Here is a 13,981-nt window from a genome sequence, read left to right as displayed (position 1 = left end):
GAACCTGAACGGTCCGGGCGCGCAGGAATAAGGTTTGGCGCCCGCGTTCGTGAGTTGGGCCAGAAGGTTGGATTTGATGAACACCACATCCGCGTTCAACACCGCCGGCGCCCGCCCGCTGCAATTTCCGATTCCAGCCAATGTCTATGCCGAAACCGTGGTCTCGGTGAAGCACTACACCGACCGGCTGTTCTCGTTCCGCATCACCCGTCCGCAGTCGCTGCGCTTCCGTTCCGGCGAATTCGTCATGATCGGCCTGCCCAATGCCGAGAAGCCGGTGTTCCGCGCCTATTCGGTGGCCAGCCCGGCCTGGGACGAAGAGCTGGAATTCTTTTCCATCAAGGTACCGGACGGCCCCCTGACCTCGGAGTTGCAGAAGATCCAGGTCGGCGACACCGTCATCATGCGCCAGAAGTCGACCGGCACGCTGGTGGTCGACGCGCTGACGCCGGCCAAGCGGCTGTTCATGATCTCCACCGGCACCGGCATCGCGCCCTTCGCCAGCCTGCTGCGTGACCCTGACACTTATGAAAAATTCGAGCAGCTGATCCTGACCCACACCTGCCGTGACAATGCCGAGCTGACCTATGGCCAGGAACTGGTGGCGGCGCTCGAAAGCGACCCGCTGATCGGCGAACTGACCGGCGGCCGTGTCACGCTCTACAACTCCACGACCCGCGAGGAGTCGGCGCGCATGGGTCGCATCACCGCGCTGATCGGCTCCGGCAAATTCTACGCCGACCTCGGCATAGAGAAGCTCAATCCCGAGACCGACCGCATCATGATCTGCGGCTCGATGCATATGCTGAAGGACGTCAAGGAAATGGCCGAGAGCCTCGGTTTCCAGGAAGGCTCGCTCAGCCATCCCTCGACTTTTGTCGTCGAGCGCGCCTTCGTCGGCTGAGGCCTGCTCTTCCGGCGATCGACCTTTTGACCTTCTGGTCAAAAATTAGCTGCTTTCGCGGCCTTTTTCAGCTACCCTCGCTTGAGGACTCGTGAAGCGCGGCTTCGCGGGCTATCTTCGTGCGTGTCGCCCAAAAGTGCCGAGCGGTTTGGGAAGACGATACACACCAAGACATAGGCGCAGTCGCTGAGTGAAAGGGCAGGAGATGAGCAGCACAATCCGCGAGGCCGAGGCCAAGGTGATGCCGCTGCCGGCGCGCGCCGCCGCCAACACCGCCCTCCCGCTGGATCATCGCATCGCGCGCAATCCCGGCATGAAGCTCGACCTCGGCTTTCTGGAGTCGGTGCGCAGCGTCAACCGCTCGGCGCTGGAACGGCGCGTCGCCAGCCTGACCAAGCGGCGCTCGATCAAGGCCGACAACCAGGCGGCCTGGCTGCTGCGGGCGATAGCCTGCATGGACCTGACGACGCTCAACTCGAACGACACGGAAGAGCGCGTGCGCCGGCTTTGCGCCAAAGCGATCAATCCGCTGCGCCGCGACATCGCTGAGGGCCTGGGCATTGCGGGCGAACCCATCCGCCCGGCCGCCGTCTGCGTCTATCATCCGTTCGTCGCCACCGCGGTCGACGCCGTGCGCGGCACCGGCATCCATGTCGCCGCCGTCTCCACCGCCTTCCCGCATGGTCTTGCGCCACTGTCGACCCGCCTCCAGGAGATCGAGGCCTCGGTGCGCGACGGCGCCGACGAGATCGACGTCGTCATCCCGCGCGGCCTGGTGTTCGGGGCCAAATGGCGCGAGCTCTACAACGAGATCGTCTCGATGCGCGCTGCCTGCGGCGATGCGCATCTGAAGGTCATTCTCGGCACCGGCGACCTCGCCACGCTGCGGAATGTGATGCTGGCCTCTATGGTGGCAATGATGGCGGGCGCCGATTTCATCAAGACCTCGACCGGCAAGGAAAGCGTCAACGCCACGCTGCCCGTCGGCCTTGCCATGGTGCGCGCCATCAGGGCCTATTTCGAGGAAACCGGCTATCTCATCGGCTTCAAGCCGGCCGGCGGCATTTCTACCGCCAAGGTGTCGCTCGACTGGCTGGTGCTGATGAAGGAAGAACTCGGCCGGCCGTGGCTGGAACCGGATCTGTTCCGCTTCGGCGCCTCGAGCCTGCTGACAGACATCGAGCGGCAACTCGAACATCACCTGACCGGGCACTATTCGGCCAATCACCGCCACGCGATGGCTTGAGTCAGGGCTCGAACGTGGAGCCCTACGGCGCCCCCCTCTGTCCTACCGGACATCTCCCCCACACGGGGGGAGATCACGCGCTTCCTTGTTTTCGTCCATTTTCAACGTCGCAAGGGCAGCGACACGCTGAAACTGCCAATCTCCCCCCTTGTGGGGGAGATGTCCGGCAGGACAGAGGGGGGCGCGACAGAGCGCTTGCCGAGGCAATTATCTGGAGGGCCCCATGAACATTCTCGAACGCTATCACGCCATGGAATACGGTCCGGCGCCGGAAGCCCGCAACGAGGCCGACGCCTGGCTTGCCGCGCGCGATTTTTCCAAGGCATTGTTCATCGACGGCACCTGGAAGGCGGCTGGCGGCGGCAAGACCTTCGAGACCAGCGAGCCTTCTTCCGGCAAGCTGCTGGCCAAGGTCTCGGATGCCGGAGCCGCCGACATCGACGCCGCGGTCGCGGCGGCCACCAAGGCGCTGCCGAAATGGTCGGCCTCCTCGGGCTATGCCAGGGCAAAAGTGCTCTATGCCATCGGCCGCGCCATGCAGCGCCACCAGCGCCTGTTCGCGGTGCTGGAGACAATCGACAATGGCAAGCCGATCCGTGAGAGCCGCGACATCGATGTGCCATTGGCGATCCGCCACTTCATCCATCACGCCGGCTGGGCGCAGGCGCTGGACAAGGATTTCCCCGGCCACAAGGGCGTCGGCATCGTCGGCCAGATCATCCCTTGGAACTTTCCGCTGCTGATGCTGGCCTGGAAGATCGCGCCGGCGCTGGCCGCCGGCTGCACCGTGGTGCTGAAGCCGGCCGAATTCACGCCGCTGACCGCCATCCTGTTCGCCGAAATCTGCGAACGCGCCGGCGTGCCGAAAGGCGTCGTCAACATCGTGCAGGGCGGCCCGGAAGCGGGTGCGGCCATCGTCAACCACCCCGGCATCCAGAAGATCGCCTTCACCGGGTCTTCGGAAGTCGGCAAGATCATACGCAAGGCTACCGCCGGCTCGGGCAAGAAGCTGTCGCTGGAGCTTGGCGGCAAGTCGGCCTTCATCGTGTTCGAGGATGCCGATCTCGACAGCGCCGTCGAAGGTCTGGTCGACGGCATCTGGTTCAACCAGGGACAGGTCTGCTGCGCCGGTTCGCGGCTGCTGGTGCAGGAGGGCATCGCCGACGCCTTCATCGCCAAGGTCAAGGTCAAGATGAGCCGGCTGCGCGTCGGCAGCCCACTGGACAAGAACACCGATATCGGCCCGCTGGTCGATCTGACGCAGCTCGATCGCGTCAAGGGCCTGGTCGCCGAGGGCGCAAAACAGGGGGCGGTCTGCTGGCAGCCGGATGCGGCGCTGCCCTCATCCGGCTATTACCATCTGCCGACCCTCGCTACCGGCGTTTCGCCGGCTAATATTCTCGCCCAGGAAGAAGTGTTCGGCCCCGTTCTGGCGACCATGACGTTCCGCAACACCGAGGAAGCGATCGAGCTCGCCAACAACACCCGCTATGGCCTTGCCGCTTCGGTGTGGAGCGAAAACGTCAATCTTGCCTTGCACGTCGCGCCGCAATTGAAAGCGGGTGTCGTCTGGGTCAACGGCACCAATATGTTCGACGCCGCCTGCGGCTTCGGCGGCTACCGCGAGAGCGGTTTCGGCCGCGAGGGCGGGCGCGAAGGCATGTTCGAATATCTCACGGCAAAGCTGCCGCTTGGCCCGGTCATCAAGCCGGCGGCGGCCTCGACACAACCGGTCGAGCAGGCCGATGGCACAGCAATCGATCGGACGGCAAAGCTGTTCATCGGCGGCAAACAGGTCCGGCCGGACGGCAACTACTCGCTGGCGGTTGTCACCGCCAAGGGCAAGCTTGCCGGCGAAGTCGGCTTGGGCAACCGCAAGGATATACGCGATGCCGTCTCCGCGGCGCGGGCCTGCAAGAGCTGGCCGGAGGCGACCGCCTACAACCGCTCACAGGTGCTCTACTATCTGGCGGAAAACCTCTCCGGCCGGGCGGAGGAATTCGCTTCACGCCTCGTCCAGCTCACGGGCGCGACCGCCAAGGCGGCACGCGAGGAGGTCGACCAGTCGATCGAGCGGTTGTTCCTCTATGCCGGACTTGCCGACAAGTTCGAGGGGCGCGTGCACCAGCCGCCGGCACGGGCGGTGACGCTGGCATTGCATGAGCCGGTTGGCGTCGTCGGCATCGTCGCGCCCGACAATCAGCCGCTGCTCGGGTTCATCTCGCTGGTCGCGCCGGCGCTGGCAATGGGCAACACGGTGGTCGCGGTGCCTTCGGAGCGCCATCCGCTGCTCGCCACCGACTTGTATCAGGTCATCGAATATTCCGACGTGCCTGCCGGCGCCATCAACATCGTCACCGGCCGCACGGCCGAACTTGCCGGCGTGCTGGCCAAGCATGACGATGTCGATGGGCTCTGGCTGTTCGCCGATGCCGACACCTGCGCCAAGGCGGAGGTCGAGTCCGTCGGCAACCTCAAACGTATCTGGAGCGGCAATGGCCGTAGCCTCGACTGGGCCTCGGAAGAAGCCGCTGGCGATGCTTTGCTGCGCCGCGCCGTCGAGATGAAGAACGTCTGGGTGCCCTACGGCGACTGACGTTCCATGCTGTCACAATGGAGATCGGGTTCGGGCTTGACGCTCGGGCTTATGTTCTTTAACGAGAAAAAACATCTTTATCTGTGAACTGACAGAGCAGGCCACATCATGGCCTGTGACTGGCACATGACGCCTTCGCAGGCCGCCGATAAAGGCAGTTAACCCAGGAGGAGAACAGCATGGCGGATCTGGCAGGCAAGGTCGTCGTCATCACGGCAGCGGCGCAAGGCATCGGCAAGGCAAGCGCGCTCGCCTTCGCCAAGGCAGGAGCTACCGTCCATGCCACCGACATCAACGAAACGCTGCTGGCGGAACTCGCCAAGACTGCCGGGATCAAGACACGCAAGGTCGACGTGCTCAATGACGAGGCGGTCAACACCGCCTTCGCCGGGATCGGCCGCGTCGACGTGCTGTTCAACTGCGCCGGTTTCGTCCACTCCGGCTCGATCCTGGAGATGAAGGACAGCGATCTCGATTTCGCTCTCAACCTCAACGTCCGCGCCATGATCCGCACCATCCGCGCCGTGCTGCCCGGCATGCTGGAGCGCGGCGACGGGTCGATCATCAACATGGCCTCGCTGGCGAGTTCGCAGAAGGGCGTGCCGAACCGTTTCGCCTATGGTGTCACCAAGGCTGCGGTGATCGGCCTGACCAAGGCAGTCGCGGCCGACTATGTCGGCAAGGGCATACGCTGCAACGCCATCTGCCCCGGTACGGTCGAGAGCCCGTCGCTGCAGGATCGCATGCACGCGCAGGGCGATTATGAAGCCGCGCGCGCCGCCTTCATCGCGCGCCAGCCGATGGGCCGGCTCGGCACGCCGGAGGAAATCGCCGATCTGGCCGTCTATCTGGCCGGCGCCACCTACACATCCGGGCAGGCCTACAATATCGATGGTGGCTGGTCGATCTGACCGGATCGAGGAGTCTGAAAATCCCGCTCACCGGCGATCACTATATGGTGTCCGCGCTTGCCCTGGATCAGGCCGGTGGTACGGTCCGCCGGCTTCCCAAACGGGAGCCATTCGTTTCGGTGAAGAGTTTGCAAAAGGCCGCGAGGCCGCAACCAGGAGAAGGGTCTAAATGAAACTGCTGCGCTATGGCGAGGTGGGGAGCGAACGTCCCGGCCTGCTCGATGCGGATGGGACGATCCGCGACCTCTCCGCCCATGTCGCCGACATTGCCGGCACCACGCTTCACCCGGCCTCACTGGAGATGCTGTCCAAGCTCGACGCAAAGTCGCTGCCGGCGGTTTCCGGCAAGCCGCGGCTCGGCGCCTGCGTTGCCGGCACCGGCAAGTTCATCTGCATCGGCCTCAACTATTCCGACCACGCCGCCGAGACCGGCGCCACCGTGCCGCCGGAGCCGATCATCTTCATGAAGGCCAGCTCGGCCATCGTCGGACCGGACGATGACGTGCTGATCCCGCGCGGCTCGGAAAAGACCGACTGGGAGGTCGAGCTCGGCGTGGTCATCGGCAAAACGGCAAAATATGTCAGCCAGGCCGATGCGCTCGATTATGTCGCCGGCTACTGCGTCGCGCACGATGTCTCCGAGCGCGCCTTCCAGGCCGAGCGCCAGGGCCAATGGACCAAGGGCAAGAGCTGCGACACGTTCGGCCCGACCGGCCCATGGCTGGTGACCAAGGACGAGGTCTCGGATCCGCAGAACCTGAAGATGTGGCTGACCGTCAACGGCAAGACCATGCAGAACGGCTCGACGAAGACCATGGTCTACGGCGTCGCCTACCTTGTGTCCTATCTCAGCCAGTTCATGTCGCTGCATCCCGGCGACATTATTTCGACAGGCACGCCGCCCGGCGTTGGATTGGGCATGAAGCCGCCGGTGTTCTTGAAGGCCGGCGACGTGGTGGAGCTGGGCATCGAAGGGTTGGGCCAGCAGAAGCAGACGTTCAGGGCTGACGCATAACTTTCACGAGTCGCGCCGCCCCTCATCTGGCTGCCGCCATCTTCTCCCCGTAAAACGGGGAGAAGGACGCTGTCGTTGCTGCTTTCGCCAATCGCCGGCGCTGGTGCTATCTTCCTTCTCCCCGTCACTATACGGGGAGAAGGTGCCGGCAGGCGGATGAGGGGCAGCGCCAACCTATGTTGCGATACTACTTCAGCACCTTCCCATCCGCGCCAAACCGATAGGTCTTCGCCGGATCCGGCGTTGCATAAAGTGTCGCCCCCGGCTCGGCGTCATAAACACCGAAAATGCGCACGGTGATCAGCCCGGCCTTCTCGCAGTCGAGATAGAGATTGGTGTCGGCGCCGAGGTGCTCGGCATGCACGACCGTGCCTTTCCAGGCGCCGGATTTCGGGTCGACAGTCAGATGCTCCGGCCGCACGCCGATGCTCCTGGCGGTTTCCCCAAGCCTGGCGCCGTCGATGAAGTTCATCTTCGGCGAGCCGATGAAGCCCGCGACAAATTCGTTCGCCGGCGAATTGTAGAGTTCCATCGGTCCGCCGATCTGCTCAATTTTCCCGGCATTGAGCACCACGATCTTGTCTGCCAGCGTCATCGCCTCGACCTGGTCGTGGGTGACGTAGATCATCGTCGCCTTGAGGCGGCGATGCAGCTGCGCGATTTCCAACCGCGTATTGACGCGCAGTGCCGCGTCGAGATTGGACAACGGCTCGTCGAACAGGAACAGCTTTGGCTCGCGCACCACGGCGCGGCCGATGGCGACGCGCTGACGCTGGCCGCCGGAGAGTTCGGCGGGACGCCTTTCCAGGTAAGGCTCAAGCGACAGCATGGACGAAGCGATGCCGATGCGGCGGTCGATCTCGGGCGCCGGCGTGCCGGCCTGCTTGAGGCCAAGACCCATATTGTTCTTGACCGTCAGGTGCGGATAGAGCGCATAGGTCTGGAACACCATGGCGATGCCGCGCTTGGCCGGCGGCGTGGCCGAGACATCCGCGCCATCGATGACCACCCGGCCCGAGGTCGAATCCTCCAGCCCGGCGATCACCCTCAGCAAAGTCGACTTGCCGCAGCCCGAGGGGCCGACGAAGACGACGAATTCGCCATCCGTCACTTCGAGGTCGATGCCCTTCAGCACCTCGACCGGGCCGAAAGCCTTCTTCACGTTTTCGATCTTCAGCGAGCCCACGGCAGTCCTCCAAATTGATGAGTGGGCGCCAGGGCGCCTCCCTCTGTCCTGCCGGACATCTCCCCCTCAACTGGGGAGATTGGCAGCTTTGACGCTGAAACACTCTTTTTGACGTTTGTGATTGGCGAAGGCCATGCCGACAGCTGATCTCCCTCCTTGAGGGGGAGATGGCCGGCAGGCCAGAGGGGGGCGCCGTAGACCGCAACCCCTGCCGCTAGCTCCCTTTTCACAATCGCACCGCCTTCCCGCTGCGCACGCTCTCGTCGGCGGCAAGGCAGACGGCGAGCGATTTCACTGCGTCCTCCATATGGCGGGTGAGATCGATATCCTCGCGGATCGCCTTGAGGACAAAAGCCTGTTCGAGATCGCAGAGATCCTGGTGGCCGGGTTCGCCCTCCATCGACAGCATCTCGTCCGGCTTGGCGAACTTGCCGTCCGCGCCGGTTTCCGCACTGTGCAGGCGGATGGTCGACGTCTTGGTGTGGGTGTCGATGTCGTCGGACTTAACGCCTTCCTTCATGACGATCGACACGCAGCCCTTCGGCGAGATGACATCTTTGACGAAGAAAGCGGTTTCCGAAATCATCGGTCCCCAGCCGGCCTCGTACCAGCCGACCGAGCCGTCATCGAACAGCACCTGGAGGTGGCCGTAATTGTACATCGTGGGCGCCACCTCCTCGGTCAGCCGCACGCCCATGCCGCGCACCTCGACCGGCCTGGCGTCGGTGATCTGCAGCATGACGTCGAGATAATGCACGCCGCAGTCAACGATCGGCGAGGTCGTGCGCATCAATTGCTTGTGCGTCTCCCAGGTGTGGCCGGAGGATTGCTGGTTGAGGTTCATGCGGAAGACATAAGGGCCGCCGAGCTTGCGCGCCTCGGCGATCAGCCTGACCCAGGACGGGTGGTGGCGCAGGATATAGCCGATCACCAGTTTCCTGCCGTTGGCCTTAGCGGCCGCGACGACGCGGTTGGCGTCAGCCACCGTCGTCGCCAGGGGCTTTTCGACGAAGACATGGCAGCCGGCCTCGAACGCCCTAACCACATAGTCGGCGTGGCTGTCGGAATAGGTGGCGATGCAGGCGACATCGGGCTTTTCGTCGCGCAGCGCATCGTCGAAGGAGCGCCTGATGCCGTAGCCCGACAGCCCATCCGGCAGCGGCACGTCAGAGCGGTTGATCAACGCGGCGATCTCGAAGCCCGGATTGGTGTGATAGGCGAGCGCATGGCTGCGGCCCATATTGCCGAGGCCGGCGACGACGACACGAAGGGGGGATTCAGAGTTCACGGAGCTGCTCCAGATATCCTGGTTTCTCTTGAGAGGGTGTCACCCCACCCGGCGCTACGCGCCGACCTCCCCATCGAGGGATGGTAGGACGTCGGCGTGACCCCCGCCACGCTCAAAGAGGCTTCTCCGAAACGTGTCCCTTGGCCGTCGTGAATGAAGCCGTGACCTTCGACCTCCCCTTGATGGGGAGGTCGGCGCGAAGCGCCGGGTGGGGTGAAGGCTCCAACAGAGATTTGTCCGCTCACTTGACGGCTCCTGACGTAATGCCGCGGATCAGCTGCCGCGAGAAGATGACGTAGAGGATCAGCACCGGCATGATCGCCAGCGAGAGCGCGGCCAGGATGGCGTTCCAGTTGGTGACGAACTGGCCGAGGAAGAGCTGCGCGCCGAGGGTCACAGTCTTGGTCTCTTCCGACGGCGCCAGGATCAGCGGGAACCACAGATCGTTCCAGATCGGGATCATGGTGAAGACGGCGACTGTCGCCATCGATGGCCGCACCAGCGGCAGCACCAGCCGGAAGAAGATGGTGTATTCCGACAGGCCGTCGATGCGGCCGGCGTTCTTCAGGTCGTCCGACACCTGCCTCATGAATTCCGACAGAATGAAGACGGCCAGCGGCAGGCCTTGCGCGGTGTAGACCAGGATCAGCGCCGTCAGCGTGTTGACCAGCCCGCTCGCCACCATCAATTGCAGGATGGCGACGGTGGCCAGCCGGATCGGGATCATGATGCCCAGCGCCAGATAGAGGCCCATCAGCGTATTGCCGCGAAAACGGTATTCCGACAGGGCGAATGCCGCCATGGCGCCGAACAGCAGCACGAAGAACAGCGAGGCGACCGTGACGACGAGGCTGTTCTGGAAGTAGTGGATGAAGTCGCCCTGGCCGATCACCGTGGTGTAGCCGATCAGGTCGAAGGTCTTTGGCGTCGGCGGCGTCAAAGGCGCGCCGAAAATGCCGGCGCGGGATTTGAACGAATTCATGATGACAAGGATCACCGGGAACAGCGCGATCGCCGTGTAGGTCAACAGGACCGCATGGGCGCCGATCGTGCGGGGCAGCGAACGGGTGGCGGTGCTCATTGGATGGTCTCCTGAGGAGCTACTTTGCCGAGGAACAGCACCCAGCCACCCCCCTCTGGCCTGCCGGCCATCTCCCCCGCAAGGGGGGAGATTGGCAGCTTTGGCGCCGACACATCTCCTGCATCGCTGGTGGCTGGCGAAGGCCGTGACAACAGCTGATCTCCCCCCTTGCGGGGGAGATGTCCGGCAGGACAGAGGGGGGTGCTCGAGCTCGACATATCGCCCCCTAAAACTGATATCGACGCAGGCGCGTCTGGATGAGGAAGAGGTAGACGCAGACACCGCCGAGGATGATCAGGAACATGATCGTGGCGATGGTCGCGCCCATGTTGGGATCGCCGACCTGCAGCTGGAAGCCGAAGAATGCGCGGTAGAGGAAGGTGCCGAGAATGTCGGTCGAATAATTCGGCCCGGCGAGCGCGCCCTGCGCGGTGTAGATCAGGTCGAAGGCGTTGAAATTGCCGACGAAGGTCAGGATCGAGATGATGCCGATCGAGGGCAGGATCAGCGGCAGCTTGATCTTCCAGAACTGCGACAGGCCGGTGATGCCATCGCATTCCGCCGCCTCTATGACCTCATTGGGGATCGACAGCAGCGCGGCGTAGATCAGCATCATGGGGATGCCGACGAACTGCCACACCGAGACCAGGCTAAGCGCGGTCAGCGCATACTGCTCCTTGCCGAGCCATGGCGTGAACAGGCTTTTAAGGCCGACCAGGTCCATCATGTGCGGTGCCACGCCCCATAGCGGCGACAGGATCAGCTTCCAGGCGAAGCCGACGATGACGAAGGACAGGATGGTCGGCACGAAGATCGCCGTGCGGTAGAAAGCCGAAAAGCGCAGCCTGGGGCTGGACAGAAGTGCGGCCAACAGTACGCCGATCGGGTTCTGCACCAGCATGTGGATGATGAAGAACCAGACATTGTTGCGCAGCGCATTCCAGAAATTCACCGACCAGTTGGGATCGCCGAACAGGGTGCGGAAGTTTGCCAGCCCGACGAAGACCTGGGATTGCTCGATGTTGCGGAACAGCGACAGCTGCAAAGTGCCGGCGAGCGGCAGAATCATGATCGCCGTGTAGACGAGCACCGCCGGCGCCAGGAAGACGGCGATATGCCAGCGGATCGGTCTTTTCGGTCGTGCTTGTGCGGCCATGAGTTCGGTCCCCACCGATCAGGTCTGGGAAAATGCTTTCGACAACAGCGCTGCCCCTCATCCTTACCCTCTCCCGGTGAAGAACGGAGAGAGGAGGTCGCCAGCGTTGCGGCAACTCCCTTTCTCACCGTCACTGTACGGGGAGAAGGTGCCGGCAGGCGGATAAGGGGCGGCGCCGTCCTTCGCAGTCGATGCTATCGAAAAACGCTGGGCCGTCCACTTGGAACGGCCCAGCTCATTGCCCGAGCCTTACCTGGCGGGCTTGTACCAGCTGTCGAGGCCGTCCTGCAGCTTCTTGGCAGCGGCTTCCGGCGTATCGGTGCCGTTGATGACATTGGCCGATTCGACCCAGGTCTCGTTCTCGAGGTTCGGCGTGCCGCGCGACAGGATCTGGTAGGTCGAACGGATCGTCGACTTGCACTTGCCGCGCCAGGAGACGAATTCCTGCGCCAGCGGGTCTTCCATCTTCACCGGCGAGGAGTTCAGGCTGAAGAAGCCCGGCAGCGCGTTGGCGTAGATGGTGGCGAAATCCGGCGAGGCTACCCAGGACAGGAAGGTCTTGGCGGCGTCCGCATGCTTTGAGCCCGCGTTCAGGCCCATGCCGATGTCGGTATGGTCGGAGATGTAGCAGGTATCGCCGGCCTTCTCGACCGGCGGCGGGAAGGCGCCCATCTTGAACTGGGCCTGGGTGTTGAACAGGCCGATTTCCCACGAGCCGGCCGGGTAGATGGCGGCGCGGCCGAGCGTGAACAGGTTCTGGCTGTCCGGATAGGTCTGCGCCTCGAAGCCGTCGCCGAGATAGGGCTTCCACTTGGCCAGTTCCTCATAGGGCGCCACCCAGTCCTTGTCGGTCAGCTTCTGCTCGCCCTTGATGAGGGCCGCGCGGCCTTCCTCGCCCTTCCAGTAGTTGGGGCCGATGTTCTGGTAGCCCATGGTCGCGGCTTCCCAGAGATCCTTGGTGCCCATCGCCATCGGGATGTAGGTGCCGTCGGCCTTGATCTTGTCGAGCGCGGCGAAGAACTCATCGCGGGTCTCCGGCACCTTGATGCCGAGCTTGTCGAAGGCGTCCTTGTTGTAGATGAAGCCATGGATGACCGACGCCATCGGCACGCAGAAGGTCGCCTTGCCGTCGTCGGTCTGCCAGGCGGATTTGGCCACCGGCGAGAAGTTGTCCATGCCCGGCAGCGAGGAGAGGTCCGCGAGATTGCCCTTCTTGAACAGCTCGAGCGACTTGTCGAACGGGCGGCAGGTGATCAGGTCGCCCGCCGAACCGGCGGCGAGCTTGGCGCCGAGAGCCGCGTCATATTCGGTCGGCGCCGAGGGCGCGAACACCACCTTGATGCCGGGGTTCTTGGCTTCGAAAGCCGGGATCAGCTTGTCCTTCCAGATGGCAAGGTCGTCGCCGCGCCAGCTTTCGATGTTGAGCGTTACGTCCTCGGCGTAAGCCACCCCGGCGGAGCCGAGAATGCTGGTGCCCAGAAGCAGTGCCGTCAGTAGTTTCGTTGTCATGCTCAGTCTCCCTGTTGACCTTTTTCAGGTTCGGTTTTGATGAGAACAGAGGCGTTGCGCCCCTTGCTCCCCTCGCAAGCCTGCTTCACCCCGATGGACACCGGGATGAAACAGGTTCTATTTCTTTGTTCGAGCATGATCTTTTCCGAAAAGCGGTCTCCACTTTTCGGGATCATGCCCCAGCGCGGAAAGGGCCGGCCGCAGCTTCTGGCCGGCCTCTTCCAGTATCTTCTGCGCCGTGTCGGCGCTGTCGGCGCCGGCGGCAAGCAGAATGGCGGTCTTGACCGCACCGCCGCTCTTTTCGAGCAAACGGGCCGCGTCGTCGCGGCTGCCGCCGCTGATGGCCGCGACGATCCGCGCCGCGCGGTCGCGCAGCTTGCTGTTGTCGGCCATGAGATTGACCATGTAGCCGTCATGGACATGGCCGAGATGGATAGCGGCGAGCGTCGACAGCATGTTGAGGGCGATCTTCTGGGCCGTTCCGGCGCCCATGCGCGTCGAGCCGGCGATCACTTCCGGCGGCGTTTCGAGCAGGATGGCGGTTCCAGACAGACGCAGCAGAGCCGAGTCCCGGTTGTTGGCGATGCCGATGGTAGCCGCACCGCGACGGGCGGCTTCCTCGATCGCCCGCAGTGCATAGGGCGTCGTACCACTGGCCGAGATTGCGATCAGGCAGTCGCCCTTGCCAATGCCGGCGTTGGCGACCGCTGTCGCGGCCTCCTCGGTGTCGTCTTCGGGGCCGCCGGCCAGCGTTCTGAAGGCCTCATCGCCGCCGGCGATCAGGATGGCGATGCGGTCGCGCCGAATGCCGAAGGTGCCAGGCAGTTCCAGCGCATCGGCAAGCGCCATCAGGCCGGAGCTGCCGGCCGCAGCATAGGCGAGCTTGCCGCCGCCCTTCAGGCTACCGGTGATGATCTCGGCCGCTTTGGCGATGGAGGGAATGGCGTTGCGCACAATCTTCGCCGCCTCGACCTGCGCATCGGCCAGCGAAGCAAGGATGGCTTCGGGAGCCTGGATATCCAGCCCCTCGGCGTTCCTGTGCAGCGCTTCGGTGCGCGTTTCGGCCATCCCAATTCCTCCAATTCGGAA

General features: G+C 63.7%; 11 protein-coding genes. 5 read left to right on the top strand and 6 right to left on the bottom strand.

From position 1 onward, the window contains the following. The first annotated feature begins 76 nt into the window (after window positions 1-76). From FJ942_RS12140 to FJ942_RS12115, 5 genes are all read left to right on the top strand, one after another. The gene (locus FJ942_RS12140) at window positions 77-904 is read left to right on the top strand and encodes a ferredoxin--NADP reductase (protein ID WP_140514230.1); all 828 of its coding nucleotides are present in this window, start codon (window positions 77-79) and stop codon (window positions 902-904) included. A 205-nt stretch (window positions 905-1,109) separates the two neighbouring features. Then, window positions 1,110-2,150 (top strand): deoxyribose-phosphate aldolase, encoded by a 1,041-nt coding sequence (gene deoC / locus FJ942_RS12135; protein ID WP_140491579.1) that lies wholly within the window; start codon window positions 1,110-1,112, stop codon window positions 2,148-2,150. 223 nt (window positions 2,151-2,373) lie between these two features. Continuing rightward, on the top strand, window positions 2,374-4,746 hold the full coding sequence (locus FJ942_RS12125; RefSeq protein WP_140897826.1) for an aldehyde dehydrogenase family protein: 2,373 nt from the start codon (window positions 2,374-2,376) through the stop codon (window positions 4,744-4,746). Window positions 4,747-4,925: 179 nt separating this feature from the next. After that, the gene (locus FJ942_RS12120; protein WP_140491586.1) at window positions 4,926-5,657 is read left to right on the top strand and encodes an SDR family oxidoreductase; all 732 of its coding nucleotides are present in this window, start codon (window positions 4,926-4,928) and stop codon (window positions 5,655-5,657) included. Between the two features lie 169 nt (window positions 5,658-5,826). Next, entirely contained in the window at window positions 5,827-6,672 is an 846-nt protein-coding gene (locus FJ942_RS12115; protein WP_140514225.1) for a fumarylacetoacetate hydrolase family protein, read from the top strand. Window positions 6,673-6,859: 187 nt separating this feature from the next. Here FJ942_RS12115 and FJ942_RS12110 read toward each other — a convergent pair whose 3' ends face one another. The 6 genes from FJ942_RS12110 to FJ942_RS12075 all read right to left on the bottom strand — a co-directional run bounded on the left by FJ942_RS12110 (window position 6,860) and on the right by FJ942_RS12075 (window position 13,960). Then, on the bottom strand, window positions 6,860-7,858 hold the full coding sequence (locus tag FJ942_RS12110) for an ABC transporter ATP-binding protein (RefSeq protein WP_140897824.1): 999 nt from the start codon (window positions 7,856-7,858) through the stop codon (window positions 6,860-6,862). Window positions 7,859-8,084: 226 nt separating this feature from the next. Beyond that, the gene (locus FJ942_RS12100) at window positions 8,085-9,146 is read right to left on the bottom strand and encodes a Gfo/Idh/MocA family oxidoreductase (RefSeq protein WP_140897822.1); all 1,062 of its coding nucleotides are present in this window, start codon (window positions 9,144-9,146) and stop codon (window positions 8,085-8,087) included. A 241-nt stretch (window positions 9,147-9,387) separates the two neighbouring features. After that, complete coding sequence (locus tag FJ942_RS12095) at window positions 9,388-10,227, bottom strand: carbohydrate ABC transporter permease (protein WP_140728776.1); 840 nt, start codon at window positions 10,225-10,227, stop codon at window positions 9,388-9,390. A 226-nt stretch (window positions 10,228-10,453) separates the two neighbouring features. Beyond that, on the bottom strand, window positions 10,454-11,383 hold the full coding sequence (locus tag FJ942_RS12085) for a sugar ABC transporter permease (RefSeq protein ID WP_140524307.1): 930 nt from the start codon (window positions 11,381-11,383) through the stop codon (window positions 10,454-10,456). 249 nt (window positions 11,384-11,632) lie between these two features. After that, the gene (locus tag FJ942_RS12080; RefSeq protein WP_140879345.1) at window positions 11,633-12,892 is read right to left on the bottom strand and encodes an ABC transporter substrate-binding protein; all 1,260 of its coding nucleotides are present in this window, start codon (window positions 12,890-12,892) and stop codon (window positions 11,633-11,635) included. A gap of 117 nt (window positions 12,893-13,009) precedes the next feature. Continuing rightward, complete coding sequence (locus tag FJ942_RS12075; RefSeq protein ID WP_140897820.1) at window positions 13,010-13,960, bottom strand: N-acetylmuramic acid 6-phosphate etherase; 951 nt, start codon at window positions 13,958-13,960, stop codon at window positions 13,010-13,012. Window positions 13,961-13,981: the final 21 nt, after the last annotated feature.

This window comes from Mesorhizobium sp. B2-4-2 (assembly GCF_006442845.1).
Classification (GTDB): Bacteria; Pseudomonadota; Alphaproteobacteria; order Rhizobiales; family Rhizobiaceae; genus Mesorhizobium.
This window is presented reverse-complemented; position numbering and strand designations above follow the sequence as displayed.